At 51.3% G+C, this 26,544-nt stretch carries 21 protein-coding genes, 2 pseudogenes and 1 riboswitch; of the genes and pseudogenes, 5 read left to right on the top strand and 18 right to left on the bottom strand.

Annotation, left to right across the window (positions count from 1 at the left end; translation table 11 throughout):
* Positions 1-4: 4 nt before the first annotated feature.
* A complete protein-coding gene (locus SYN7336_RS18325) occupies positions 5-2,869 on the bottom strand; it encodes an alkaline phosphatase PhoX (protein WP_304412194.1) in 2,865 nt (954 codons plus the stop codon).
* 534 nt (positions 2,870-3,403) lie between these two features.
* On the opposite strand from SYN7336_RS18325, the gene SYN7336_RS18320 reads away from it, so the two are divergent.
* Positions 3,404-4,369 (top strand): GSCFA domain-containing protein, encoded by a 966-nt coding sequence (locus SYN7336_RS18320; protein WP_017327394.1) that lies wholly within the window; start codon positions 3,404-3,406, stop codon positions 4,367-4,369.
* Positions 4,370-4,498: 129 nt separating this feature from the next.
* On the opposite strand, the gene SYN7336_RS26635 is transcribed toward SYN7336_RS18320, so the two are convergent.
* The 4 genes from SYN7336_RS26635 to nadA all read right to left on the bottom strand — a co-directional run bounded on the left by SYN7336_RS26635 (position 4,499) and on the right by nadA (position 10,055).
* The gene (locus SYN7336_RS26635; RefSeq protein ID WP_017327393.1) at positions 4,499-4,843 is read right to left on the bottom strand and encodes a hypothetical protein; all 345 of its coding nucleotides are present in this window, start codon (positions 4,841-4,843) and stop codon (positions 4,499-4,501) included.
* A 127-nt stretch (positions 4,844-4,970) separates the two neighbouring features.
* Complete coding sequence (locus tag SYN7336_RS18310; protein ID WP_017327392.1) at positions 4,971-5,303, bottom strand: hypothetical protein; 333 nt, start codon at positions 5,301-5,303, stop codon at positions 4,971-4,973.
* An 854-nt stretch (positions 5,304-6,157) separates the two neighbouring features.
* Positions 6,158-8,704, bottom strand: a complete 2,547-nt coding sequence (locus SYN7336_RS18300; RefSeq protein ID WP_017327390.1) for a hypothetical protein — start codon at positions 8,702-8,704, stop codon at positions 6,158-6,160.
* 388 nt (positions 8,705-9,092) lie between these two features.
* On the bottom strand, positions 9,093-10,055 hold the full coding sequence (gene nadA / locus SYN7336_RS18295; RefSeq protein ID WP_369791887.1) for a quinolinate synthase NadA: 963 nt from the start codon (positions 10,053-10,055) through the stop codon (positions 9,093-9,095).
* A 245-nt stretch (positions 10,056-10,300) separates the two neighbouring features.
* On the opposite strand from nadA, the gene SYN7336_RS18290 reads away from it, so the two are divergent.
* The gene (locus SYN7336_RS18290) at positions 10,301-11,521 is read left to right on the top strand and encodes a glycosyltransferase family 4 protein (protein ID WP_017327388.1); all 1,221 of its coding nucleotides are present in this window, start codon (positions 10,301-10,303) and stop codon (positions 11,519-11,521) included.
* Between the two features lie 96 nt (positions 11,522-11,617).
* Here the strand turns inward: SYN7336_RS18290 and SYN7336_RS26630 are convergent, their stop codons facing one another.
* Entirely contained in the window at positions 11,618-11,830 is a 213-nt protein-coding gene (locus tag SYN7336_RS26630) for a helix-turn-helix domain-containing protein (protein ID WP_017327387.1), read from the bottom strand.
* Positions 11,831-12,003: 173 nt separating this feature from the next.
* Between SYN7336_RS26630 and SYN7336_RS18280 the strand changes: the two genes are divergently transcribed.
* On the top strand, positions 12,004-12,435 hold the full coding sequence (locus SYN7336_RS18280) for a transcriptional regulator (protein ID WP_017327386.1): 432 nt from the start codon (positions 12,004-12,006) through the stop codon (positions 12,433-12,435).
* 162 nt (positions 12,436-12,597) lie between these two features.
* Here the strand turns inward: SYN7336_RS18280 and thiC are convergent, their stop codons facing one another.
* From thiC to SYN7336_RS26625, 3 genes are all read right to left on the bottom strand, one after another.
* Positions 12,598-13,974, bottom strand: a complete 1,377-nt coding sequence (thiC, locus tag SYN7336_RS18275) for a phosphomethylpyrimidine synthase (protein WP_017327385.1) — start codon at positions 13,972-13,974, stop codon at positions 12,598-12,600.
* A gap of 7 nt (positions 13,975-13,981) precedes the next feature.
* A riboswitch (TPP riboswitch) is annotated at positions 13,982-14,079 on the bottom strand.
* 310 nt (positions 14,080-14,389) lie between these two features.
* Positions 14,390-14,542 (bottom strand): hypothetical protein, encoded by a 153-nt coding sequence (locus SYN7336_RS31800; protein WP_017327384.1) that lies wholly within the window; start codon positions 14,540-14,542, stop codon positions 14,390-14,392.
* Complete coding sequence (locus SYN7336_RS26625) at positions 14,539-14,805, bottom strand: hypothetical protein (protein WP_017327383.1); 267 nt, start codon at positions 14,803-14,805, stop codon at positions 14,539-14,541. Before SYN7336_RS26625 ends, SYN7336_RS31800 begins: the two co-directional genes overlap by 4 nt.
* A 455-nt stretch (positions 14,806-15,260) precedes the next feature.
* Between SYN7336_RS26625 and SYN7336_RS18260 the strand changes: the two genes are divergently transcribed.
* A complete protein-coding gene (locus SYN7336_RS18260) occupies positions 15,261-16,253 on the top strand; it encodes a GntR family transcriptional regulator (protein ID WP_017327382.1) in 993 nt (330 codons plus the stop codon).
* Positions 16,254-16,255: 2 nt separating this feature from the next.
* On the opposite strand, the gene SYN7336_RS31165 is transcribed toward SYN7336_RS18260, so the two are convergent.
* The 9 genes and pseudogenes from SYN7336_RS31165 to SYN7336_RS31905 form a co-directional block, all read right to left on the bottom strand.
* Positions 16,256-16,414: a hypothetical protein gene (locus SYN7336_RS31165; protein ID WP_017327381.1), complete on the bottom strand. Its 159-nt coding sequence runs from the start codon at positions 16,412-16,414 to the stop codon at positions 16,256-16,258.
* Positions 16,415-16,478: 64 nt separating this feature from the next.
* Positions 16,479-16,661, bottom strand: coding sequence for a hypothetical protein (locus tag SYN7336_RS32760; protein ID WP_017327380.1), 183 nt, complete (start codon positions 16,659-16,661; stop codon positions 16,479-16,481).
* A 111-nt stretch (positions 16,662-16,772) separates the two neighbouring features.
* Positions 16,773-16,859, bottom strand: a pseudogene (locus tag SYN7336_RS32850) (hypothetical protein); the annotation flags it as partial.
* A complete protein-coding gene (locus tag SYN7336_RS32435; protein ID WP_071590810.1) occupies positions 16,860-17,195 on the bottom strand; it encodes an RHS repeat protein in 336 nt (111 codons plus the stop codon).
* On the bottom strand, positions 17,164-18,759 hold the full coding sequence (locus SYN7336_RS18240) for a DUF6531 domain-containing protein (protein ID WP_017327378.1): 1,596 nt from the start codon (positions 18,757-18,759) through the stop codon (positions 17,164-17,166). The genes SYN7336_RS32435 and SYN7336_RS18240 overlap by 32 nt, the downstream gene beginning before the upstream one ends.
* 210 nt (positions 18,760-18,969) lie before the next feature.
* The gene (locus SYN7336_RS18235; RefSeq protein WP_017327377.1) at positions 18,970-19,341 is read right to left on the bottom strand and encodes a hypothetical protein; all 372 of its coding nucleotides are present in this window, start codon (positions 19,339-19,341) and stop codon (positions 18,970-18,972) included.
* A 931-nt stretch (positions 19,342-20,272) separates the two neighbouring features.
* Positions 20,273-21,508, bottom strand: a pseudogene (locus SYN7336_RS26620) (ISL3 family transposase).
* A gap of 201 nt (positions 21,509-21,709) precedes the next feature.
* Positions 21,710-22,066 carry a hypothetical protein gene (locus tag SYN7336_RS18220; RefSeq protein ID WP_017327374.1) on the bottom strand — a complete coding sequence of 119 codons (357 nt, stop codon included), beginning with the start codon at positions 22,064-22,066 and terminating at the stop codon, positions 21,710-21,712.
* Positions 22,067-22,108: 42 nt separating this feature from the next.
* Positions 22,109-23,710 carry an RHS repeat domain-containing protein gene (locus SYN7336_RS31905; protein WP_017327373.1) on the bottom strand — a complete coding sequence of 534 codons (1,602 nt, stop codon included), beginning with the start codon at positions 23,708-23,710 and terminating at the stop codon, positions 22,109-22,111.
* A gap of 193 nt (positions 23,711-23,903) precedes the next feature.
* Here SYN7336_RS31905 and SYN7336_RS18210 point away from each other — a divergent pair, with 193 nt between their 5' ends.
* Positions 23,904-25,568, top strand: coding sequence for an ISL3 family transposase (locus tag SYN7336_RS18210; RefSeq protein ID WP_017324316.1), 1,665 nt, complete (start codon positions 23,904-23,906; stop codon positions 25,566-25,568).
* The last annotated feature ends 976 nt before the right edge of the window (positions 25,569-26,544 follow it).

The following is a 26,544-nucleotide window of genomic DNA, read 5'->3' as shown; positions in this document are numbered from 1 at the left end:
AGACTCAGACAAAAGCCAAGTCAGTCAGCTCAAATCCATTGCCCACAAAGGCAACGAGTTCGTCGCCCAGGAAGTCAAAGCTGCCATTGCCATCATCGAGCGCAATAGCCGTGGCAGGACCGCTACCCAAGCTAAAGAAGGCGTAATCGCTCAGACTGCCCGAGAGCTGAATGCGATCTTCACCCGTCGCAAAATCTGTCAGTTCGGCCACATCAGCAGTCCCAGCCTCAGCGTAGAACGCCCCTGACTCGTCGCCTAAGACAAAGGTATCTCCGCCAGCACCGCCCGTTAAGGCATCGGCCCCGCCAACTCCGTTGAGGATATTGGCACGAGCATCGCCCGCGAGATTGTCATTGAAGACAGTGCCCGTGAGATTTTCAATACTTCTCAAAGTATCCGTAATCAGTACATCGGGTGCAGGCTCGTAAAAGGCAGTGCCAGCAGCCAGATCTACCGTGACTCCAACGGGAATGTCGCTGAAATCAGCCGTATCGTTGCCGCCGCCGCCATTCAGGCGATCGGAGCCACCGCCCCCCATGAGGGTGTCAGCACCGCCGTTACCGAAGAGATCGTCGCTACCGCTGCCCCCAGCAATGAAGTCGGCGCCGCCGCCACCGATGAGATCGTCATCCCCTTCGCCCCCATACAGAGTGTCAGCACCACCGCCCCCTCTGAGGTCGTCGCTGCCGCTGCCCCCTTCGAGGGTGTCGGCACCGCCGCCACCGAAGAGGTCATCATCTCCCTCACCGCCAACCAGGGTGTCATCGCCAGCGCGACCGAAGAGGTCGTCATTGCCACCTCCCCCTTGGAGGTCGTCATCGCCTTGGCCAGCTTTGAGATCGTCATCGCCAGCACCGCCCCAGAGGGTATCGTTGCCCGAGTCACCTTTGAGGAAGTCGTCGCCGTCAGCTCCAAAGAGTTTGTCATCGCCGCCTCGGCCCTTAATAATGTCGTCGCCAGCTAAGCCGCGAATGGAATCGCCATCGGCGGTTCCTCGCAGGATGTCATCCCCGCTGGTGCCCACTTGAATTAAGTTGGTGTTAATGAGCAGGGACAACTGCCCCCCTTCAGACAGGTTGTCATCCGTGAGGGCAGAGAGATCGCCTTGTTCGAGGTTGACATCATCTTGGTCGGCTAGACCGTGGGCTTGGACGTCGAACAGGAAGATCGAGCCAGCCACTTCGTCAAACAAGCTGGAAACGTCCACAATCCCGGAGGTTTCCCACTCGCCTGCATTCAGAACAATCGTGTTGCCATTGGGATCGACGACAACAAAGTCGTTGTCACTGGGGATGCCGTCGTCAGGACCGAACTCGAAGTCCTCGTCCACAGCTGTGGTGGGGTCGGGAACGGAGGGATCGAGGATTTGGCTGCGATCGACGATCGCAATGGCCTCGACATTACCACCGACAGCGGCCACCTCAGGAGCAGCATTGGGCTCGACTCGAACGATACTGGCTTCGTTAGGATTAACGGCACCCTGACCAAACAGAACTTCACCGGTTGCCAGGGTATCTTCTTCTGCTTCATCTTCTTGAACGTAGATGAAGCCATCATCACCCCAATCTAGGTTGTCAGGGCTACGGAGGCTACGGTTGGGATCTTCATCGCCATCGTAGATTACAGTATGAACGGCAGTGATGGAACCCGTGCCTGTGGTGAAGTCGAAGCCAGAAAAATCGGTGTCAAGAGTATACAAGGCACCGAAGGTATCTGCACCATCACCAGTTTCAGGATCGATCGCAAAGTTATCGACACCAGTTACGGCCTGAACAATCTCAGTAGGATTATTGGGATTAGTTGCAAGATCCTCAGGGCGAGAGAGTTGGAAAGCACCAACTGCTTCGGCTTGAGCAAACAAGTTACCCTGGGTAGGGAAACCAAACTGGTCAAAATCATTCAGGGCACCCTCTAAATCCTGAGATAGAGGATTAATGTTGCCGTCTGCATCGAGGTTATCGTTGTCAATTTTTACCCAGGCACCCGATGCGGTGGTACCTGCATTGCGAAACTGGAGTGCATTGACAATATCATTGCTGTCATCTTCATCGAGGTTAGCATCAGGCACCCAAACGTAGAGATCGCCACCGGTCAGACCGTTCTGCTCCAGGAAGTCATCAGAATCAGGATTCTTCTCACCGACATAGAGGTAATACGGAGGACTTTCGGTTTCACCATCGCCATCGAAGTCAAAGGGAGACTGGTCATCAGCCAGAATGAAAGCAACGTGAGTGGTTGTACCTGTATCAATTTCGGAGGTGTTTTCCCAGGAGCCCCGAGCCAAGAAAGGAAGCTGGTAAATCTCTCCAGTTGCAACATCTAAAGCCCAGTTGGCACCACCCACGTTATTGAAGAAGCCGCCAACTTCTTCACCAGCAAAGTAGACATCGTCTGCCAAACCGCGACCGGAGCCAAACTGCTCGGCCTCACTCAAACCCCCAGAGCAGAAACGAGCAAAGCCTTCAACCAGTCGAGTACCGCCATCAGGGTTACCGGGCTCTGCAAAGATCGGATCGAAGATGGGATTCTCAGCGGTGTTCTCAGTAGCCACATCACCATTAGCATCGATGATTGTGTTGTAGGCGATCCCTGCATCTTCAATCCCAAGGTCTTCGATGTTGATGTCGAAGTAGGAGATACGACCACCGACCAGTGTAAAGTCATCACTAGTGTCGGCCGTACCTTGAGTAATGGTGTACTCGACTCCCTCAAAATCTAGCAATTCGTGGTTGGTAAAAGCCCGTACAGTATTATCATCAAAACGAATAGCACCAACACCATCTAAAATACCGACAGGTTGGTAGTCACCAGCAGTAGAGCTGTTTAATGCACCGGTTGTGCCAGGGATAATTTCACCAATAGTTACCAATGGAACAGGAATGAAACCAGCCTGCCCAATAACTTGAGACGGGAAACTAGTTGTAAAGTTCATAACCTTTTAATGCCAAATAACAAGTAATTGGGCATCTATCCCCTCTTGGAGAATACTTACCCCCCAAGAGAATACTTGAATACACTTTTTTAGAGGTTAAGACTGTACTAGAGATGATTTATGACCTTGTTAAGGATTAGGATATTTTCATTTTAGATTTATTAACAGCCCATTGAGTATAGAAGAGACTTGTTAAGCTATGTATTTTTTCTCGATTTAAAAGGCTTTATTAAGTTTTGCAATCAATTAATCCTAAAGCGATCTGCAATTTTAACTAGGGCTAAAACCCGGCGCAGCCAAGCTTTTTGGATGTTAATGAGCGGAGCAATACAGATATCTCTAAGCCGGACGGGGAAATAGGAATTAAATCTAAACCCAACTGAAATCATCGAGTTATGAAGCTTATATTAGGTATTGCTAAAAGGCTGCTAACGTTACGATCGCACTTCACAAAGCAAACAGTTTGAACCTATGTCAGAACAAGTGATAGCCAAAACAAATTCCACTGTTGTGCGATCGGGGCATTCTAAATGCGATCGCTGGGTGAAGGGCAATGGGTCCGCGCGGGAGCGCATTGAGACTGGGGTTGTCATTCCCGAGTGGGCACCCTCATTCCAGCTTGCCCCCGATGCCAAGATTTTTGCGATGGGCTCCTGTTTTGCCCGCAATGTTGAAAAAGCCCTGCTTCAGCGGCAGGCTCGGGTCACCAGTGCAGAGCCGGAAAGCGACATTTTAGAACTGCGCACGAATTTGCTCACCGGCCTACTGAATAAATACAACCCCATCTCCATCCATCAGGAATTGACATGGGCGAGCAGTCACACCCCGTTTCCTGAGCATGGGTTTATCGAATATGACGGTAAGTATATCGACCCCAGCCTACGCGATCGGGGGCGAAAGGGAACGCTAGAATTTGCGCGAGCGCGGCAGGCACAACTGCAACAATACTTTGCTCGATCTTTTGAAGCAGATCTCGTCATCATTACCTTGGGGTTGACGGAAACCTGGTTCGATCGCACGACGCGCATAGCCCTAGCCGAAGCACCTTCGCCGCGTTTGTTCGAGCAATACCCCGGTCGCTTTGCCTGCAAGATCCTGTCCTATCCCGAATGCGCTACTGTCCTCAGTTCCATCTATTCGATTTTGCAAAAATACGGCAATCCCAATTTAAAGGTTGTCGTTACGGTATCTCCCGTCCCCCTGCAGCGCACCTTCAGTGGTCAAGACGTTATCGTTGCCAATATGATGTCGAAATCGACCTTGCGATCGGCGGCTGGCGCATTGGCAGTAGCGTCGAGCGGGGTAGATTATTTTCCCAGCTACGAAGCTGCGATGGTCTCTAACCCCAGCTTGGTTTGGATGCTCGATCGCCGCAACGTCAGCGATTTTATCGTCGATCGCATCATTGGCGAATTTACCCGTCGCTACGGACTCTAACCGTTCGACTCGATCGCGCGGCACCGATCTCGATCCCAAAGGACGCGGTCGCTGAGGACAGACCCGTCAAGATCGCCACCCCATTCTATGGAGTATTTTGGCCCAATGCAGCTCTCAGTAGCAAAATGGCTAGTCGTCACCAGCAGTTGCATCGGTGCCGAGGCGGCGCAGTTGGTTTCTGACAATTCTCAAGTAGCGGCGATCGTTGATGGTTTCAGGAGCCAGAATGCCTTCATCAATACCGGCTTGTACGAGCGTTTCTTCTGTCACTCGTCCTGCCCGGTAGCCCACCAGCAATCCGCCGGAGCCGGGAATCCCACGCTCTCGCAACATACCTCGCTTGGCCAGAAACACTAGAGTGACGGGAGCTACATTTGTTTGAATAGCTCGGGCCGTTTCTGTGCGAGTGGCAAAGGGTACAACGGCTGCAGATAAGACGAGAACAGACAAACCACCGAGAATGAAGCGTTTCATGGACTTTTTCCTAACTATCTAGAGAATTGAGCGGTAGCGATAGAACTCAGCAAACTGCAGACAATTGGCCGATGGGAGCCCAACTGTATTCCACAGTCGGGCCGAGCCAGTAGTCGAACCTTGATGACTAGCCGCTATTCTCATCAGTGCCGAGGTGGCGCAGTTGGTTCCTGACGGTTCTCAGGTATTGGCGATCGCTGATGGTTTCGGGAGCTAGCATGCCTTTGTCAATCGCGGATCGAACGAGCGTTTCTTCTGAAATCCGCCCCGATCGATAGCCCACCAGGAGATCGCTGGAGCCATCGATATCGTCCAACATGCCTCGCTCGGCTAGAAACACGAGGGTGACGGGGGATACGTTTGCTTCAGCAGCTTCGACTGTTTCCGTGCGAGTGGCAAAGGGAACAACGGCTGCAGATAAGACGAGAATAGATAAACCACCGAGAATGAAGCGTTTCATGAGTTTTCTCCTAAACTATCTAGAGAGATTGAGCTACAACAGTCGAACTCAGCAAACTGCAGATAATTGGAAGATCGATCTCAGCGATCGCCACTCAAGAGTTGAAAAGGATTGGCGATAGAGAGTTTCGGAAAAACCTTCCAGCAATTCTACCAACAAGGCTAAATCCAGAACAAAATCGCGAGATGCCCTGACGCAACTCAATGCCTCAGTGTCTCGTGAATGAACTTTAGCCGTGTATAGCAACTGAGCTGCAGACGATTGAGAGAGAAGTCAGTCCAGATCGGTTGAGATAAAAGCTCTGTCGAGCTCGTAAAGAGCCTGACTGAAGCTGTTGTATAGCAGCTTATCCAGACCGATTAGTTCGAGTTAGATCGGGACAATAGAACATTGACATCGTGCAACTAGCAGACTTAAAAGCGCGCATAAGTCCAAAAAACAACCCTTACACAGATAACTTCTACTGAAGATTCAATGGGGAGATAGTTCAAAAACCAATTGCAATGGGGTCAAGTCCTTGTTTCCTTACCCTTATATTAACCTCTAAGAACATGAAGGTTTTCTGTAAAGGAAATGTTTGACGGGGCTTGAAAATCTTGAGAGATAGCTTAGGCTGCATTAAGTCTCTTTTCATAAGTTCTATGAGTCTGCTAAAGATACCTAAATCGATATAACGATTTTTGCTCAGATCGCCGAGCGGTACCGAAAAGTCAGTCCTTTTGGGCGATCGATCTGCGGGATGCAATGCGTTGCAACGTCAGTTCGACAAGTGTGGCCCCCATCCACACTTCGCGAGGGGAGAGGGGCCGGGGGTGAGGGCATGCAGAACCATCGAACTCAGGTGGCACAAGCCCTCACTCCTCCCGTTCTAACTCTCCCGTCTTCGCAGGATCCCATTTCTGCCAAGTCTTCTGAATTGCCTGAAACGACGTTTGCGGCTTGTGGCGATACATTTCCCATCCCAGTTTGATGGCAAACTTTTGCACCAGCGTCAGCTTCCAAGATAGAGGTGCCTGATATTCGCCGTTGGCCGAGAAAAACACCGACTTAATCTCATTCACCAATTCCTCGGTCAGCTCGATCTCGTATTTTTTGGCCTCCTGCTGCAGCCAATCCCACACTTTGCGGGTCCAAGCGGGAGCATCTGGCCCCGGATCGAATACCAGATCTTGGTTGATGGCGGGGAAGTTAATATCGAATGATTCAAACTCAATCCCTTGCCGAGTAGCTTCGGCCTCTAGATCTGCGAGGGTGCTTTGCACGGTATCGTCGGATCGATCGTAAGCCTCAGACAATTGTTGAATCTTCCCTCGAGCTTTACGATCGCCCATCTCTTCTAGCAAATTGCCCAAGCGACTGCGTAACTTCAATGCCTCAATATTCACGGCATTCTGGACACTTTGAGTGGAATCGCGCACGTTGAGGGCAGCGATAAAGGGACCGGCGATCGACATCAGCCAACCCTGGCGATCGGGCCTATCTGCTTGGGGAGGGATTTCGGGAACTTCGGGAAAGGTGACGATCGTGAGGAAGAGAATCCGCTTGATGTTGTGCTGACTCTTCTTGCCATTTAGCACAAACCGCCGCAAAAACTCGCTGCCAGTGGCAACGCCAAAGTTGTCGAAATAGCCTCCATCGGCAACGTGATAGAAAATTTTGCCTTTATCGTTGCGAGCGACGGGGGTGACATAGGGAAATGTGGCTGACAGGCGGGCGGCAGTGGTCACGTCCAGATCGGCTCCCTTGAAGAGGGTGTTGAAGTCAACCGACTTGGAGGCGGCGTCGGGACCAAAATCCATTGGGGTAATTAAAAAGCGCTTGCCATCTTCAACCAGAGTGGCATTAAAGACGGGGAGGGGAATGCGACCCGCTTGAATGGCAGATTTCCAACTTCCCAACGTCACATTGGGCTGGCTGAGCTCCAGTTTCCAATCCTGCTCGATACTCCAGCCTCGATCGTAGATGGGACCGACGAATGTGGGAAATCCGAAGAAGCGCCAAAAATCCAGAAACGCCAGCCCCCAGCCTGTGGCATCTAAACTGTCGCGGGTGGCACTCGCAAATATGCGATCCGCTGCACGATCGTCTAGGGAGCTTTCACCGGCAGAACTCTGCTGTCCTTCCACATCCTCTGCATCGATGTAGTACATACTGCCTACCGATCCCCCCGAAACAGAGCTGATGAAGCCAATGTGTCGAGAAAACGTGTTTCCCAAGGCTTGCCGCAATCCAGTTAAGACTCTAACTGCCCAACCGGAAGCTTGAATGCCGCCACCGCTCGCACAGACTACCACCAGCGTATGGCCGTCTTCTGGATTGGGATCTCCATTGGGTAGTGTCTCGTACGCCCACCGCAGGCGGGCATCGAGTGCCTGCTGGATATCCCGCTCTCGAGTAGCAGTATCTTCGGAGGCTACCTTTGGCAAGGAGGCACCCATTGCCAAACTGTCAGGATCGAGCTTGCCGCGCAATTCGTAATAGTGATCGACGTTGAAGCGGGTATACAGAATTGCTGAAACAATTAGAAGCGGGGGCAGCACCGGAAGGCGAAAGCGATCGAACAAGAATGAGATCGACCCCAGCAGCAGAGCCAGACTGGTGGCGATGAGCAGCACGTACAGCAGCGTGGGGGCTTCGGGGGAAGCCTTTGTTTTGCGCTCGGGGGCATACCAAAATTTTGCGATCGCGTAGACGATCGCCAGTGTCAGCAAAAATGCGATCGCCGGTAGATGTCCGTTCGTCAGTTCGGTGCCGCCATCCGTTAAATAACCGGCCCGATCGCTGGGGTCCCAAATGAGCAGCTTCAGCAACCACACCACAGGGACTTGTAAGAAGGTGTCGCTGTTGAGGTAATTGCGAATGACTGAAAATACCCCTCCAATTACCCCAGCGATCGCAGCTCCTGCAGCCGCTCCGATCCAAATCTGGCGATCGTTCAAGCCCAATTTCCCCCGCGAAAAGCGAATGGTCAGGTAGGCAGTGGGCAATGCCAGAAAGATGGCTGTGAGGTAAGACAGCGGGAAAATATGCGGAAATCTTGCAGTCAGGGAATAGATCTCAAACCGAGCTGGAACATTGAGCAGGATGACATTTGCCCCCTGAACGATGCCTATCCCCGCAACAATAGCCGCCGCAATTGTGATGGCCAACTGCCCCCAGCCCTTCAACACAAATAGATTGCGCAGGATGTTGGGGACGAGATAGATGGCGATAAAGGGAAATGCCAGCAGGAATAATGCCCCGATCGCAGGGACTCTGAGAAAGAAAATGTACTGAACGGTATTGCCAACAAGCTGTAAAAGAGCGATCGCAAACAGAATCCCCAGCCATAGCAGCAGATTAATCAGTTGATTGCGTTTTTTAGTGGAAAGACTGGGATCGATGGTTGGAGAGTTAACCATGCTGACTCGCTGTTGATAAAAACATCAGTAACAGAGCGGCAAAATCCCCCTCGCCACCATCATTTAATAGAGAAGAAGGCATTTTAACAGAGAAGCAGGCCCGTTATTCCCTTGGCTGATGGGGTGTGATAGGGGCTGGAATGTTAGTGAGCTCAGGTGTCAAATGAGAATAGGATGCAATCTTAAGCTCTCCCCCCCCCCATTGTGGACAGACTAGCGTATCGAATGAGCGCAGAATGTCATATTTCTATAAATTTCCTGGAGCGTTAGAAATGAAGATTAGCTTGCAGCAGTCAGTTTAGGCGCATATCGATCCGGCGGGTCATCGACGGATTCGGGATTGATGCAAGTTTGCTCCCAACTGTATTCCTTGGCAGGAAAAGCTGGCCTACACACTCATTTCAAACATGCGCTGAATGGGTCGTAACGCCTGAACCCGAATCTCTGCCGGTACATCCACCTCGGGAGAGCGATTCTTCATGCACCAGTACAGTTTTTCCAGAGTATTCAGCCGCATGTACGGACACTCGTTACAGTTGCAAGTATCGTCCGTCGGAGGCGCAGGAATAAACTGCTTGTGGAGCACCCGTTTTTCCATTTGGTGAATGATGCCCGGTTCGGTGGCCACAATAAAGGCTGGTGCTTGGCTGGTTTGACAGTAGTCGAGCAATGCAGTGGTGGAACCGATATAGTCAGCCAAGCGCAGCAGGGGCACTTCGCATTCGGGGTGGGCTAACACTTCGGCGTTGGGGTGTTCCAGTTTGAGTTGGATGAGTTTTTTCTCCGAGAAGGTTTCGTGGACGATGCAACTTCCTTCCCACAGCACTAAGTCGCGACCGGTTTGTTGCATGACGTAGCGACCTAAATTGCGATCGGGGGCAAAAATAATGGGTCGCTCTGCTGGAATTTGCTCCACAATCCGAACGGCATTCGAGCTGGTGCAGATAATATCGCTCATGGCCTTAATTTCAGCGGTGCAGTTGATATACGACACCACGACGCAATTGGGATGGGCTGCTTTAAACGCGGCAAATTCCTGTGGCGGGCAGCTATCGGCCAACGAACAGCCCGCCTCTAAGTCAGGCACCAGCACTAGTTTGTCGGGGTTAAGAATTTTAGCGGTTTCAGCCATGAAATGAACGCCCGCAAACACGATGACATCCGCATCAGTCTCTGCTGCCTGTCGGGACAGACCTAACGAATCGCCAATGTAATCGGCAATATCTTGAATGTCGGGCTCTTGGTAATAGTGGGCCAGCACGATCGCATTGAGTTCCCGCTTGAGTTCGGCGATCGCCTCAAACAAATCCAGAGGTGTCAGATCGGTCGCTGTTTGGGTGGGGCGTGGCAGTGTGGAAGCAAACACGGATAATTTAGGGGTGGATGGGTATTTCCACTCTAGCTTTCTTGAGAATTTCTAGCTTTCTTGAGAATTTGCCCTGGGAGTGGCGATCGGGGACGCATTCTGGAGCAGGAGCGAGCACGACAAGTCTCTAAGTTATGCCCCGAGCCTCAACCTCGAAAAACCCAAAGACTTTGATTTGAGGGTAACTCGGCGCTTACTCTAAAAGATGGAAGAGCGCACGGACACACCGCATGCACATTGCTTGGATTGGCAAGACATCTCCCTTTTGCGGCAACGTCACCTACGGTTTGGAAGTCACTACGGCATTAGCCCAGCGGGGCCACCGCATCAGCTTCATCCACTTTGCCTCGGGCAATGCCTCCGAGTCCGCCTCAGAATTGCCAACCGCTTGCCGCGCCCCATCCCAGCCTGTCTGGGCTGCTGAAATCTCGCTCCCTTGCTTGCACAAAAATCAAATTTTCACGATTCCCACCCCCAACTCCCGCCAAATTCTCAAAGACGCCCTGCAAACCCTCAAGCCCGACCTCATCCACGTTTCTCTCACCCTCTCCCCCCTCGATTTCTCCATTCCCAAGCTCGGTCGCCAATTGGGAATTCCAGCAGTTTCCACCTTTCACCCCGCCTTCGATCGCCATCGCCGCACTTTTGTGTCTCGCACCCAACACCTGCTCTATCAGCTCTATGCCCCCTCTCTAGCCCAGTACCGCGCCACGATCATCTTCTCAGAACTGCAAAAACAGCTCTTGATTTCCTTGGGGGTTCCCGAAGCTGGCATCAGCGTCATCCCCAATGGCGTCGACACCGACAAATTCTGCCCGGGACCGTCGAGGATTAAGGAGGAGTTGGGGACAGACCGACTATTTGTCTATCAGGGACGCATTTCCCCCGAGAAAAATATCGAATCGTTGCTGAAAGCCTGGAAGCAAGCAGACATGGGCGATCGAGCTCTATTGGCGATCGTGGGGGACGGTCCGCAGACCTCTACACTCAAACCTTTTTACCGGGCCGATCGCGGCGTTGTATGGTTGGGTTATGTGGCTGACGAACAGCGACGCATTGAGATCTTGCGGGGGGCCGATGTATTTATCTTGCCATCTTTGATTGAAGGGCTTTCGATTTCCCTGTTGGAGGGCATGGCTTGCGGAACGGCAGTAGTGGCAACAAATGTAGGAGCCGATGGGGAGGCGATCGAGGATGGGGCGGGTATTGTTCTGTCAGCGGCTAAAGTCACTGCAGAGTTGACTTCACTCCTACCCTTGCTGCGGGACCAGCAGGAATTTACTCAGATGTTGGGGAGGAAGGCCCGTCAGCGAGTCTTGCAGCGCTATACCCTCAGCCGCAATATCACTCAGCTAGAAACACTGTATAGCCGGGTCTTGGGCCGCTTAGATGCCTCAGAGCCAATCGAACTGCCCGAAACCAGCAATCTATCTTCACCTCCAGCAGCCTGAGCGTAGAGCTTGCCCCGAGCGAGCTGCTCTACCAGCCTCGCGACTAGCTGTGGCGATAGCCGCCAATCGCGATCGCCATCGATGCCACAAAACGGGCTACTCTTTTGGAGCCTGTGGATACGAGTCGGGCCAGACCTCCCATAGAGGGCGGTCGATCAGCTCGGCGATTTTTTCTTCCACCCGCCGCGAACGATCCCGACGACTGATAACATTCCAAACGGTTTGCGGCGTGCAATTGAGCAACTGGGCCACATCGGTCTGCGTGTAACCAGCCTTGCGAAGCTCCGCTTTAATATCTATCGGATTCATCCTCCAGCGCAATAAAATTATTACAGACAACTTCTTCGTTAGGCTACTTCCTCAGCCATTGCCTGTCAATAATGTTAGTGTTAACTTTTTTGTTAGCGTGGGGTGATGTCTTGCATGCAAACGCTGCGCAGGATATATAAGGTGCGTAAAGACGTAATTTTAAGGGTCTGACGGTGCCACTGACTGGGAGGCGGCTCATTGATGCTTTTGCGAGAGACGTACAGTCTGCGATCGCACAGGCTGAATCCCAAGAAGCCCTAGCCAAAGAGCTGGGAACCAGCAGCAACACGTTAAAGAACTACAAGAAAGGCAATCTCAAGAATTTGCCCGATCCAATCATGTTGCGAGAGATCGCGAGTAAAGTGGGGTTTACATCGCTGGACGGGTATCTGGCCCATTTAGAGGGGCGGGATTTAGACGCAAATCAGCGGGAAGCTGCGCCGAAGCCAACGACGATTATTGGCAGGCAGATCCTCAACCTTCAAGATTTGGAAGAAGTTCACAGCGTCATCGAGCTGGCGAATCAGCGGGCTCGAGAGTTATTAGATCGCGAGAACCCACGGCCTTCAGAATTAGTCGGGGAGCCCGAGGGCGAGGCTGAGTAACCAAACCTACTGCTCCAGCGGCGATCGCGGTGGGGGAGTTGCGAGAGTGCGATCGGATTATCTGGATGAACTCAGTCCGCAAGTGGCGAGAGGGGATTTTAGTGTAGAAAAACCCTCCTCCCAAATGTGGAAGAAGGGTCAGACTTGAGAGTAAGAAGGGGTTTAGCTCGTCACTAGCTCTGCGTCCTTCGCTAAGAACTTCTCCAATTCCGTCAGAGCATCGGCATCCACCTTGGTTTGCATGGGGCAGAACTTGGGACCGCACATCGAGCAGAACTCCGCCGTTTTATAGATATCGGCCGGTAGAGTTTCGTCGTGATACTCGCGCGCGCGCTCGGGGTCGAGGGAGAGCTCGAACTGGCGGTTCCAGTCGAAGTTGTAGCGGGCGTGGGAAAGTTCGTCATCGCGATCGCGAGCCCCCGGACGGTGGCGGGCAATGTCCGCCGCGTGGGCCGCAATTTTGTAGGCGATCAAACCGCTGCGCACATCCTCTGCATTGGGAAGGCCGAGGTGCTCTTTGGGGGTGACGTAGCAGAGCATGGCGGTACCGTGCCAACCGGCGATCGCCGCTCCGATCGCAGAGGTAATGTGGTCGTAGCCTGGAGCAATATCGGTGACCAAGGGACCGAGCACGTAGAAGGGCGCTTCGGAGCATTCTTCCATTTGCTTGCGCACGTTAAATTCAATTTGGTCCATCGGCACGTGACCGGGACCTTCCACCATCACCTGAACGTCGTCTTCCCAAGCTTTGCGAGTAAGCTGGCCCAGGGTTTTCAATTCCGCCAGTTGGGCGTCGTCAGAGGCATCGTGGGTGCAGCCGGGGCGCAGAGAGTCGCCAAGGCTGAAGGAGACATCGTACTTTTTGAAAATCTCGACGATGTCGTTGAAGTGGGTGTAGAGGGGGTTTTGTTTGTGATGGTGGAGCATCCATTGAGCCAAGATGCCGCCGCCACGGGAGACAATGCCGGTAATGCGATCGCGCACCAGGGGCAGGTGTTCGATCAGAATTCCGGCGTGGATGGTTTGATAGTCTACCCCTTGTTGGGCGTGTTTTTCGATGATGTGGAGAAAGTCGTCGGCAGTCAGGTTCTCGACATTGCCGCGGACGCTTTCTAGTGCTTGATAGACAGGTACCGTGCCGATGGGGACGGGGGAGGCATTGATGATGGCGGTGCGGATTTCGTCCAGGTTGCCGCCTCCGGTGGAGAGGTCCATCACGGTATCTGCGCCGTATTTGACCGCTAATTCTAATTTGGCGACCTCTTCACTCAGGTCGGAGGAGTTGGGAGATGCGCCGATGTTGGCATTGACTTTGCATTTGGAGGCAATGCCGATCGCCATCGGTTCCAGGTTGGTGTGATTGATGTTGGCGGGGATAATCATGCGTCCGCGCGCCACTTCAGCTCGAATCAGGTCTGCCGGGAGATTTTCGCGTTGGGCGACGAACTCCATTTCTTCGGTGATGGCCCCTTGGCGAGCGTAGTGCATTTGCGAGACATTGACTTGTCCGCGACGCTTGGCGACCCAGTTGGTACGCATTTGAAGAGTCCTCAATAAACAGCTTCCCTTCGCTGGCATTATCCAGTGTCAGGTTCTAAGGGTGTTATCTCAGCCCGACCGTTGCGGGCACCCCTAGCGTTGGGCTCTATTGTACTGCGAGCGAGTTGAAAGAGCGATCGCTTCTAGTCGTTCGAGCGGAGACAACGCAGGCTGGTCGAACTGTCAATTTTCGGCCTCCTGCGAGGCCATCTGCGGCTGAAGCCCAGATTTCTTTATTTACCAGATTTCTTTATTTATGAGTATCGAACTACTGCAAGTTGCGGGTGACATATTCTCGAATATCTGATTCTGCCGCATGATGGCTTAATTAGCACCTGGGGACAATCGAATATATGGATTCGTTTTTTCTGAGCAAGAGTTATGCTGGGTGCCACTGAATACTGTAAGGCTTGTCTTATTCTGGTTGCTTTTTCCGGTACTTCTCTTGGAAAGTGGCTGCCAACTCAGCCATCTCTTTGGCTTTCTGCTCTGCCAGATTAGCCACTTCAAGCGCTTTGGCTAGCTTAGCCCGTTGTTCGGAAGTTATCGCGCGGCGCTGGGAAATCATAGCTCTCGGATGATGGCAGATGTGCGGGTAACCACTATCTTAGTGTCCAAAACCCGACCCAACAACTCCGACAAATCTTCTCCCGCAGACTGAAAAGTACTAGGGGACTGATTCTGCAAATCTTGGAGAGTGTCCTCAATGCGCCGTCGAGCGATCTCTACAAATAGAAGAGTATTATTGAGCCTAGCGTAGAGCTGAAGCAGACTGACGTCATCTGCAGGTTTTCCTCCTGCCAGAAGAGAGCGAAGTATAGTGAGTGTCATTCCAGCCTCAGATTCAATTCGATCTAACTCATGTAAACCGCATCCATGTTGAGACCTGGAGTTTTCAGGCGTTGCACTCGGCCCCCTAAATCCCCCACCAGTGGGGGACTTGTGAGAGGCTATTGGCTTCGTTCTACAACTTGAATGACTGCGAGGTTCGTCTTCCCCGTCTCCAAACCCCAGCTAGCACTGTCGTCAAGTCCCCCAGAATGGGGGATTTAGGGGGCGAATGCAGCGATCGACAGTGCTAGTGAGAGGGACTAATAGATACCTCATCAAAACTACGGGTTTCAGACTAGACTCGGTTTAGCAAGCGAGAGCTTAGATCGAAGAGTTCAGGTGGAATCGACATTGCATACTTGTCATTAACTTAAATAGCATTCTATTTCAGCAGGATTCTCCAGAATTCAAAGAACTGCGATCGCCCCTCTTTGAAGCTTCTCCCAAGCTAAGCAATGCAACCCAAGTTTTACATCCAGCCCCAGAGCGACAGTCCCGCATCGGCTCAGTTAGCCAGTCAGATTGCCTTCGCGATCGCCTCCAACCAATTCAAACCGGGCAGTCGCTTGCCCAGCACCCGCCAACTGGCTATGCAAACGGGCTTGCACCGCAACACCATCAGCCGCGTTTACAGTCAACTGGAAGCGCAGGGGCTGATCGAGGCGCGAGCGGGCTCGGGAATGTACGTGCGGGAAGGAATTTCCCCTGCTACTGACCCTGCAGATCCTGACGAAAACTCCGCTGCCACAGCCGCGCAACAGATCTTGCAAGCGGCGCTCGACGGCTTGGGTCAACTGGGCTATTCTCTAGCCCAGATTCAGACGTTGCTGCTGGATGCCATTGCTTGGCGACAGCAGTGCAGTGCCCAGGCGATCGTGACTGTTCCTCAAGCGCAACAGGGCGTTGCCCGTTTATTAGAGTACGAATTCAGTGAAGAGTTGGGATTGTCCGTTCAGTCCATTGTGCTGGAAGCTCTAAGCCCCGTATTGGCGGAAAATTCTTCGGTGACGCTCGTAACCACCCGCTACTTCCTCCAGGCAGTAGAAACCGTGGCCGCGCCCTACCGCGCTCGGGTGATTCCCATTGATGTCAATACCTACGAACGGGAGTTGGAGGCGATCGCCCAATTGCCCGCCCACAGTTGCGTCGGCATTGTCTCCATCAGTCCCGAAATTGCCCAGGTGGCAGAAGTGATAGCCTGCAGCCGCTTTGGCGACGAACGGTTGATTGTTGCCGCTCCTGCGAGCGACAGGTTTCAGCTCGAGGCCATCGCAAGGCGAGCGGAGTTGATTCTGTGCGGTCGGTCGAGTTTGGAGGCGGTGAAGGCGGCAGTGAGAGAGGTGCGATCGCATCGCATTCGGCTGCCCGAGATTGTGGCCTCCGACCCCTATATCAGCGAGCACTCCCGGCAGGCGATCGCGCGGGAATTTGGCTTGTCCTCAGACTAAATCTATCGGCGATCGCTTTGCAGTAGTCGGGCATTAGCCTGTAACAGACAGACCTCAGCAAAGCCCAACAAGCCCTCGCCGAAGTCGAAGCCCTCCGCATCCAACGGAAACAGCAAAAAGGCAGCACCCAAGCCAATACTGTTCGGATAAGAAACTATCAACCTCTGAGGAACGTCACCTATCCCAGTTGTCGTGAGGATTTCCTTTGAGATGAGCCTGAAAGCTTTATTCTTGGGTCACTCCCCAATCCGACCAATCAACAGCCTCTAAACTTTGGCCTGGGGCAATTTCAGCTAAGAGCTGTTCCAGGGAATCGGAAGCTTCGGGATAAATAATTCCAGCTACACGGCCCAATTCATCATCAAGATAGTGCGTGGAGTTACCGCTCGGATCGATAGTGGTTCGCACCCTGCCACCTCGATCGTATAGGTTGATGCTGCGAAGATTATCGGATAAATCATCAGGTGTATCGTCAGCAAAAATTGTCTCAACTAATTGATTGAGATTGTTATAGCGAAATTCAGTTCGATTTAAACGTGGATCGGTTATGGCTATTTGGTTCCCAATAGCATCATACTCATAACGAGTAATTCCACCTTCAGGATTTTAGATGGAGATAATTCGATCTTCACGATCGTAGGCCAGTCGAGTAATAATTTCCTCTTGAATGCCAGCAGCATTAGTGACAGTTCTAGTCTCGGTTAAGCGATTGCCTCTATTGTCGTAGGTATAGCGGATTTCATTTCCGAGGAAGTCAATGGTATGTATTAAATTGCCGAAGTGGTCATACTCTAAAGAGCTAGAGTTTCCTGCCGGATCGATAAATGCAATTGGCCTGCCACTCTCATCATATTCTGTACCAGTAGTACGTCCGGCAGCGTCAATGGTAGAGGTGATATTGCCATTGCTGTCAAACGATTTCGGTGGTATTCTCGGGGTCATAAGTCAGCGAGATCGCCTCTCCATTAGCATTAAAGATCTGCGATAAGCGATCTTGCTCGTCGTATTCCGATCGAATGCCTGTCCGACCCAGGGGATCGATAATGTCTTCTAAAAAGTGAGAACGTTCTCCGTTGTAGCCAAATTGGGTCGTATTGTTTTCGCGATCCGTTACAGAGACTAAATTCCCAACGGCATCGTATTCGTAGCGGACGCGGTTCCCATCTGGATCTACCAATGCGGCAATGCGTCCTTGCACGTCCCGCTCGAAGACGATCGCCTGACCGGTGGAGCTGACTACCCCGCCATCGCTAAAGGTGAGGCGATCGCCAAACGGATTCTCAACTGTGAGCAAGTCTCCCGTGACCGCATCAATGCGATAAATCCATCCCTCTCGGCTGGTCAGCCGGTAAATGCCGCTAAAGCCGCGATCGGTGTCGGCAGGATTGAGACCAGCCCCATGATTGAGACTGACATACGAACCGTCCGCTGCCCGTGACAGCCGCGATACACCTTCAATCTCCAACCTGCTAGTAACTCCAGCATCCCCTCGGAAAGCCGAGCGGTAGATAGTCGGGTCGCCCCCCAAATCCACAGAGGGGAAGAAGGCCGAAATCGGGCCGACCGTCGGCGCAAACGTAAACGCCTGTCTCTCGCCTCCCGGCAAGGTGATGTAAACCCGAGTTCTGTCGTCAAACGCTTGGGAACGAATTCCTAATTGCTCGAACAGCTCGTCCGGTCCCAAACTGGTGCGCAGATCCGTATCGCGGAACTCCAAACGCCAGCCAAAGCCAAAGTCGTCGCTGCTGCTGGCATTAAGACTGTCGTAAGTGCGAGTGACGCTGATGGGAATCCCGGTCAGGGGAATTTGCAGGTCGGTAAACGACACCTGGAAATTCCCCAACTTCAAGCCCCCCACCACATTGACGGTCTGCTCGATCGCATTCACATTCCCCGTTTCATCCACCGCTTCCAATCGCAGCGTGTAGGCATCGTTCTGCAACAGCGTCGGGTCGAAGTCGCCGAGATCGCCATCTGCAATGTTTGACTCCCCTCGGAAAATCTCAACAAACTCGTCCGTCCCTACAGGCGCAACCGAGAGGGTATAGAAGTCCAGATTGTCATCCGTCACCGTGCCGAAGATATCTGTCGGTGCCGTGATGAACGCCTCAAACTGCTCGGCCACGAGCTCCACCATCGGCGGCGTGCCGTCGCTGAAATCGACGACATCGAAGGTGAACGTAGATTGGGATTGATTGCCCACCGCGTCAGTCGCAGAGGCGATCGCCCTCACCTCCCCAGCCCCATCGGGCGTAAACGCAAACGTCCCATCCGCCTGCAACAGCACGGGAGCTCCATTCACCGCCAACGTCAGCAAGTCCACGCCAACATTGTCGGTCGCCGTCGCCAGGAAGGTAATCGGATCGCCCAAACTGACGCGGTCATTGGTCGCAATCAAATTCACCAACGGAGCCGACTCATCAACTTGTGCAGGAGTCAACGTAAACGTCCCATCCGCCTGCAACGCCACCGGAATGCCATCCACCTCTAACGTCAGCAAGTCCACTCCAACGTTGTCAGTCGCTGTCGGTGTCGTTATTGAGCGCTAGCGTGTAAGGACCGCTGGCAAACAGCGTGCGGCTGAAATTACCGCCAGTGCGAGAGCGATCTGCTCGCCATCGGGGCCGTAAAGGGTCAAATTGGCTGCAGATTCTGCGAGTAACGTCTCCAGTTGGAGATTTTCTCCGGCAACTCCCTTGAATAACGCTCCTTAACGTCAGTCATCTATCCCAAACTTATTCATCCAATCTTCCTTCTCTTTCCACCAGTCCACACCAGGCACAACAGGTGATTCCAAAATAGATTCCTCTTCCGAGCGATCAACAACCTTTCCATCTACTATCTCGAGCATTTCGTCTACACCTTCAGGCACGAATCGAAGCTCGTGATTGCGATGCAATATTAAGAATTTCTCCATCACTCGGCCGAAAAATTCATCACGCTTGTGCCACCGTCTCGTCTTGTCCTCAAATATTCCGTCAAATGTTATATCATCAAGCAAATTTCCATTTTTGTCTTCCTCATAGACTTTGCCAAATGACAGGTAAGTCTTGCAGTTGAAGCAGATTAGCATATAGTCTCTAGACATTTTTATAATCCAAGAGTAACATCTAAGTTGTCTGACGTAATTAATCGGACTGTCTGTCCAGGTTGCACGCTACCTTTTCTCACAGCTTCATTAAATGCAGAGAACGCGTCTGGATTGCTCAGCGGGCTTCGACGTAGATCGATTATTACATTTTGATTCCCCTGACAGACAAGAGCTTCTCTAATGCGATCAGCAACTTTGGAAGAGCTTGAAGTCCTCAACTGCTTGAGTTCAAATGTCTCTGTACGTTGCCATTGATATCAAGAAGCCTTATGTCCGGTCCTTCTACTCTTGTGCCAGCAAGCTGAACGTCAAACCCACGGTCGACAAAGAATTCTTGCGCAAACTCCCTTTCCGACACCTTTGGCTTGGACAGCTCCGTCAAGGAAACTTGGCGCCGAGCGAGGGCAACGCTACCACCACCACTGACAAAACCTTGTCCAGCCCCATCGATTCCCCCGGAACCAGCACCGCCAGAAGCACCACGGCCAGTTTGCCTAGCCCCTCCAGCACCACTTAAGTCTGTTCTTACTAATTCTTTCCTTAACTCGAATTCCGTAGCACGCTGTTAAATAAAGTTCATCAAGGATGCCGCAGTCAATCAAGATTACTAAGTCTTTTTTTGGCTAGCTTCAAAGCGTCTTCAAAGACACTTAGTTAGACTTTTACGAAGTCTGTATTTCCTGGCTCGTTCAAACTGGGGAATTCGATGTTCATCTCTTCTGGCATATTTTCCTGGCTAACTAAGGCAATAAATTTTCCATTAATATAAATCTCGGCAATTAACTCATTATAATCAATGTCACTACAGATCTAAACTTTGAACTCTTCTTTCATAGCAATGCCTCCTTTAAGAGAATTGGTTTGAAGTAATCAATCAGATCGTTTACTCAGACTGTCGAGGATGGTAATTTCGGCTCATCGGTTCTGACTATGCTATTTTTGACTCAAAGTACCAACAAAGCAGAGCTCTAGTTTTGAAGTTTTCAAAGTTTCTAAAGCCATAGCCCAATCTCTTAATCAGTTTAAGCTTGTTGTTGATTCCTTCAACTATACCGCGGCTTGTTTTCTGGTCAAAGTAACCACAGATCTCTCCACACCATCTCACAATCGTCCCATAACTTTCAGGAAAATATTCCTTTGATTTCTTTAGTCAAGAGATTAGCTTATATGAGCCATCCAACCAATTGTCGAAGTCATCAAAAACGCTTCTAAACTCCTCTTTAAGTTCATGCATTTTTCCTAAAACAGGTACTTCTTTCGCTAGATTCAACAACTTTTCATGCTGCTCTGAATTTAAATTCTCTTCATTCTTTAATAAAACATATTTTGTTTTATTGATTGCTTCTAGCTTTTCCTCCCTTTCTGCTTTGCTCTCAATCTTTCCCGCAGCTTTCTTCTCTTTTCTTCTCTCTTTGTCTAGCTCTTCGTTGACTATCTTCATTACATGAAACCTATCTGCCATCACTGTCGCATTTGGCATCATTTCTTCAACTAGATCCCGGTATGGCCTCCACAGATCGATACTGGCTTCCACAATTCTACTCAACACCTCTTCTCCCCATCCAGTAAAGACTTGACGCAATTCCTCTTGACGACGTGACTCTAGCAACATGAGTGGCTTCCTAAGATCTAGGTCCACTAAGACAGCACAATAGTTACCCTGTCCTTTGACTAATGAAATCTCATCGATTCCTAACCTCTTTAATCCTTCTGGTACTTCTTGAATTAATTGCTCGCCCAATTCATTGAGAATTGTTTGGATCTCATCATCACTTAGATCGTTGCGTTCTGCCACACTCCGGATATCGCTATCCAAAACCTGACCAATGATTGCTCTGGCTAAGCGCTTTGTATAAGTTCTATTCTTGTCAACATGCTCTAGCACTTCACTGAATGGCTTTCCACAATTCTTACACTTAAATTGACGGCGATTGATTCGTAGATAAACAGATTGTCCACTCATTGGCAAGTCTCTAACTAAGTACCGGTGATTTTGGTGCAGTCTTCGACTCGTCTAACCGCAATGAGGACAAATGGCTTGTCGACTTTCTGACTCTAGTTCCAAGAAGATGCCGATACCTTCAAAAGTTTGATATCCTGTGACCCGAGACCCAGGCAGATCCAATGTCTCTGTGAGTAGTTTTTGACAGGCTGTGGCGAGCATATTATGATCCTTTAAAGATGATATCTACATTATCATTCAGATATTTATATGATTCAATCTCTTGTAATCCATGCTCAGTAAGAGCTCTGGCCTCGGGATAGAAGTTTTGATTTTAGTAGATTTGTTCTTTTTGCCTTGTTTGGCATAGCAGGACAGGAAGAGCCGTAATTTCTTTCAGTGCTCGATGCTTTAGCAGCACTCCTAAGTATTTAAATGCTCTATTTTCACACTTTTGCAAATAATTTTTATAATATTAGTGGCATGAAAAGTGATTAGATGAAGTTTTGGGAAATCAAATTTTTCATCTATTGAATACTGATAACTTTGGAGGTCGTCAATATTTATCTGTCTAAATTCATGGCAAATCTCAAAAACAATTATATCTACAGGATCGAGATCTAACAAATCCCGAGAAAAATTAACATGCACAACACCTTGAAATGAAATCTTAGTCATCTCAATAGGAGCAGGTGCTTTTATCCAAAAAACATAGCCCATATCTTCAAAGCCGAAAGAGTCAAAATAGCTAATTGAAAGTTTTTCTAGTTGGCTGCTCATTGATTTATCCTCGGAAATATTCTCACAAAATTATCTAACTAATTATGAGCCTGGGTTGAAAAATTCAGGAGGGTGTTGGTCATGTGGGGTACTGCGTGGCGTTTCTGAACCATCAGGTGCTAGACGCTGTCCACGATTTGTTCTCGATCCATCAGTAGCATATTGAGGAGCTGCTTCGCGAACTACGCGGCCAGTTTTCCAGTTAACAGTCACTCGAGAACCATCTGGGTGTTTGAACGTTTGATAACCTGATGTCGGTGAAACCGACCCTCCTTGAAAGCCTTGACTAGTTAGTACATCTGCCACTTCTTGGACAGAAGCACCATTTAAGTCAGGGATTTCTGAAGCTGTACCATTACCCCCTACACCTGCTGGTCTTCGATCAACTGGTACATCATCAAATGGATTACTATCTGTCAGGAAGGCGTCTGCTGGATTGATGTCAATGTCACCCCCAGCACCTGAATGGGGGGGAGCGAGGGGCTCACCAAGAAGTGGGCCATCTAATGCGCCGCTGCCAAGAGGACTGCCATCCAAATCGAGAACTGGATTGGGTGTGGGGGATAGACCGACATTCCCAATACCCTTAAAGTTTTCGTTAATGGGGAAGCTAAAAGTGTTTTCTACGCCTAGGTTAACCAGATCGATGAACGCGACGAGGAAGTTATCTCCAGTGATATGGTTCTGCAGAGATAAGCCCGCTATCGCGAAGAGAGTACCGCCAACAATCGTCGTTGCCGTTACTTCATTCAGAGTGAATAAGCCACTAGGATCGGTATTGTTGACCGGGTTGTTGTGGGCGTACTGATACTTGTGTAGAGAGTAAGGGTCGTCCAAAAAACCGGGGAACGGATCTCGACTAATAAACCGTCCCAAGTCCGGGTCGTAGTAACGCGCTCGTAAATAATCCAGCTCTAGTACATCATCCCGCTGCTCGCCCGCAAATTGGAAGTCGGTATCGGCACCTTGTTGGAAGAGTTCTCGCCCGAAGGCATCGTAATCGAACTGGCTGACAATCTCGCCAGCGCTATCGGTGAGAATGCGGGTACTGCCCAGCCCATCGGCGTGAAAATAGGTAACTGCATCGTCTGCATCGATCTGGGCGATGAGACTGTCGCCGTAGACATAGGCTGTCAGGATCTTGCCATCGACGCTGTATTCCTCCAAAACTTGAGCAAAGGGTCGATTGGGATCGACCAAGTAACGGGTTTCCTCTCCGTTGACGGTTGAGGCAACGCGGATGCCGAAATCGTCGTAGATATATTCGGCTTGCTGGGTTTCGCCGTTTCTATCGATGGTGGTTGAGACGAGGCGATTTTCGATGTCGAAGGTGTACTCAATCTGTTCGGTGGAGTTTTCCCGACGAACGAGATTGCCATTGTCGTCGTAGGCGAATGTGGTTGTGATGCCACCGCCATCGAGAGTTGTGGTGAGTTGGTTGTTTTGGTTGTAGGTGTATAGCGTCAGCCCCTCCGCAGAGTCGTTACGGGTAAGACGATTGCCGACGGCATCGTAGCTGTATTCGATGAGGCGATCGCCAGCGAGCGGATCGCTAATGGACTCGCTCAGCAGACGGTAGGTGCTGTCGTAGGTGTAGTTCACCTGGCGACCGTCTAACTCGACCACCTGCGTGCGATTGCCCACTGCATCTAAGGCGTAGTCGAAGCGGGCAAAGAGTTCGCCGTCAATGTTGGCCTGTTGCAGTGAGACGAGACGATCGAGGTCGTCGTAAACAGCCCTCTTGCATATTCATCCGACTTCGGGGTCTTGTCCGCTTTTGGTGATGCAGAGAAGGTATAGGAGAATACCAGGTGCAAACCCTCACTCTGCCAAGCCCGTGGAACTTTTACAGCATCTCCTGCCCAGCCAAACGGATGTGAGCTTGAACAGTTGGAGTATCGATCCGGCCAACCAACAGCTCGTTGTTAACCTCTGCTCGACTCAAACGGTGGCCTGTTGCCCGCTGTGTCATCGCTCCACCGATCGCATCCATAGCCACTATGAGAGAACGTTGAGGGATCTGCCATTAGTTCAATTCACGCTGACGATATTGCTCCAAGTCTGTAAGTTCTTCTGCCTCAACGAGCGTTGCCCTCGGCGTATCTTTACGGAGCGTCTGCCCGAGGTTGTCGCGCCTTGGGCCAGACGCACGACTCGCTACACGGCTCAACTGGAAGCGATGGGCTTAGCCCTCGGTGGTTCGGCAGCAGCCCGCTTGAGCCATCAGCTCGGATACGGATACAGCCGCAACACCATCTTGCGAGCCATCTCCAAATTGCCCCTACCAGTCATGGCCACGCCAAAGATATTGGGGGTGGATGATTTCGCGTTTCGCACGGGTCATCATTACGGAACGATCTTGGTCGACTTGGAGACCAACCAACCGATCGCACTACTCCCCGACCGGGCGGCTGGGACCTTAGCAGCCTGGTTGAAAGAGCATCCTGGCGTGAAGATTCTCTCGAGAGATCGCTCCAAAGCCTACAGGCGAGGCATGAGCGATGGAGCACCCGATGCCATCCAGGTAGCCGATCGCTTTCATCTGTTGCAGAATCTCGAAGAGGCTTTAGAGAAAGTCTTTAAGGGACAAACCCAGTCGCTCGAACAGGTTGAGCAGCAACAGATTCAAGCCCAACAGCCAACCGAAGCACCGACCCCCGAAGCTGCTCCGGATAGATATCGAACCCAAAGGGAAGTCAATCGGGCCATACGACTGGAGAAGTGGGAACAAACCCATGCTCTACGCAAGCAAGGCTATGCCATTAAAGACATTGCCCATCACCTCGGCATTGGCGAGCGAACGGTGTATACCTACCTGGCCGCGTCAACGTTTCCGGAATGGCAATATCCTGTGGGGCGGCGGAGAAACCCCAGTTGTTTGGATCCATACAAGGCTTACCTGTCAGAGCAATGGCAGCAAGGGCGCCAACAAACTAAACAGTTGTTTGGCGAGATCCAACAGCAAGGGTACCCGGGCAGCTATATGACCGTCGCCCGTTACACTCGGCAGTTGCGTTGCTCTCTGCCCTCCATCAAGCCCAGCCGAGAATCCCTCAATGACTTACCGGGTCGGGGACCAGCGCCATCACCCGCCACACCAGTGTCAGAGCCTTTGAGTGCCAAGCGGGCGGCTTGGCTGCTGTTGACACGGCCTGAAAACCTTACGCCTGAGGAGAAAACCCTGCTGGAAAAACTGGGCCAGCAGCCAAAGTTATCGGGGGCGATCGCTCTGGCTCAGGGGTTCATCAAACTGGTGCGCGAGCGACTGCCTGGGGAATTCGACGATTGGCTGGAGACAGCTGTGAGCAGCTCAATCAAGGCATTACGGAGTTTTGCCAAGGGTCTTCAAGAAGATTACGATGCGGTGAAAGCAGCTCTCACACTCGAGGTGAGCAATGGGCCAGTGGAGGGTCAAAACAACCGACTAAAAATGCTGAAACGGCAGATGTTTGGAAGGGCTGGGCTCGAGCTATTGGCCAAGCGCCTCATCCTAATCAGTTGATTCTTATACGAAATAAGCGCCTCATTTAGGACAGATTTAACGATCACCAAAAGCGGACAAGACCCCGAAGTCGGATGAATATGCAATAAAGTAGTTGCGTTAGCGAGACCGCCAGAGAGATAGCTCTCGCGCACCTTCTCCTAGGGGATATTTGCTAGAGCCCACAAACAAGGACTTGGGTAAGCATTCAATATAAAGCCGTGAGAAATGTAGATAAACTTCGTCTGAGCAGAGACCCGTAGTTTTGAGAATGTGTCTATTAGACCCTCTCACTAGCGCTGTGGTTCGCTGCATTAGCCCCCAAGTCCCCCAGAATGGGGGACTTGAGTACAGTTCCAGTTGAGGGTTGGGAGGCGGGGAAGGCGATGGAGATCGTGATGATTAAAGTGTAGAGCGAAGCCAATAGCCTCTCGGAAGTCCCCCACTGGTGGGGGATTTAAGGGGGAGCTCAGACGTGCGAAGGCGATCGCTCTCCAAATGTTGCGCGAGGGAATGCCGATCGAGCAAATTAGCCGTCTGACTTATCTAACACCAGAAGAGATCGAGGCGCTGTCCAGACAAGGGACGAGCTAACGTGGAGAGCGGAAAACCCCGAGGAAGATGGTTTCTAGCAGGGAAACGAGCTTTGAGCAAACCTGGATCTCGATACCTGTATGGAACGGCTCGGAGCAGTTCTCGGCTCGGGTTCGGCATCGCTCGAAAATTATATTCTCTGGCATGGTTTAAATTTGGTCGATTTAGGGTAACAAAACAGGCGAAATCGAGCCACCTTGATGATGGCTTTAGCGAGCGATCGCAAGCTGACGTCAGAGTGCGGTTTTAGGTTGGATTTCGCCGAAAGCGCTCAAATCCTAACAGCTCCAGCCAATGAGGATGCGATTGTCCCGTCATCAGTTCCGCTGGACCCTTACCCACCCGCTCGGGACACTGGCTGCGCATAAATGTCCGATGCTTAAGGAAGAACCTCAGTAGCTCC

Origin of the sequence: Synechococcus sp. PCC 7336, assembly GCF_000332275.1 — a bacterium.
In the GTDB taxonomy this organism is placed as follows: Bacteria; Cyanobacteriota; Cyanobacteriia; order Thermostichales; family PCC-7336; genus PCC-7336.
This window is presented reverse-complemented; position numbering and strand designations above follow the sequence as displayed.

Excerpts from the sequence above, each read along its gene's own strand:
- SYN7336_RS18320 (WP_017327394.1), top strand. The coding sequence starts at position 3,404 with ATGTCAGAACAAGTGATAGCCAAAACAAATTCCACTGTTGTGCGATCG.
- SYN7336_RS26635 (WP_017327393.1), bottom strand. The coding sequence starts at position 4,843 with ATGAAACGCTTCATTCTCGGTGGTTTGTCTGTTCTCGTCTTATCTGCA.
- SYN7336_RS18310 (WP_017327392.1), bottom strand. The coding sequence starts at position 5,303 with ATGAAACGCTTCATTCTCGGTGGTTTATCTATTCTCGTCTTATCTGCA.
- SYN7336_RS18300 (WP_017327390.1), bottom strand. The coding sequence starts at position 8,704 with ATGGTTAACTCTCCAACCATCGATCCCAGTCTTTCCACTAAAAAACGC.
- SYN7336_RS18290 (WP_017327388.1), top strand. The coding sequence starts at position 10,301 with ATGCACATTGCTTGGATTGGCAAGACATCTCCCTTTTGCGGCAACGTC.
- SYN7336_RS26630 (WP_017327387.1), bottom strand. The coding sequence starts at position 11,830 with ATGAATCCGATAGATATTAAAGCGGAGCTTCGCAAGGCTGGTTACACG.
- thiC (WP_017327385.1), bottom strand. The coding sequence starts at position 13,974 with ATGCGTACCAACTGGGTCGCCAAGCGTCGCGGACAAGTCAATGTCTCG.
- SYN7336_RS31800 (WP_017327384.1), bottom strand. The coding sequence starts at position 14,542 with ATGATTTCCCAGCGCCGCGCGATAACTTCCGAACAACGGGCTAAGCTA.
- SYN7336_RS26625 (WP_017327383.1), bottom strand. The coding sequence starts at position 14,805 with ATGACACTCACTATACTTCGCTCTCTTCTGGCAGGAGGAAAACCTGCA.
- SYN7336_RS18260 (WP_017327382.1), top strand. The coding sequence starts at position 15,261 with ATGCAACCCAAGTTTTACATCCAGCCCCAGAGCGACAGTCCCGCATCG.
- SYN7336_RS32435 (WP_071590810.1), bottom strand. The coding sequence starts at position 17,195 with ATGACCCCGAGAATACCACCGAAATCGTTTGACAGCAATGGCAATATC.
- SYN7336_RS18235 (WP_017327377.1), bottom strand. The coding sequence starts at position 19,341 with ATGTCTAGAGACTATATGCTAATCTGCTTCAACTGCAAGACTTACCTG.
- SYN7336_RS18220 (WP_017327374.1), bottom strand. The coding sequence starts at position 22,066 with ATGAGCAGCCAACTAGAAAAACTTTCAATTAGCTATTTTGACTCTTTC.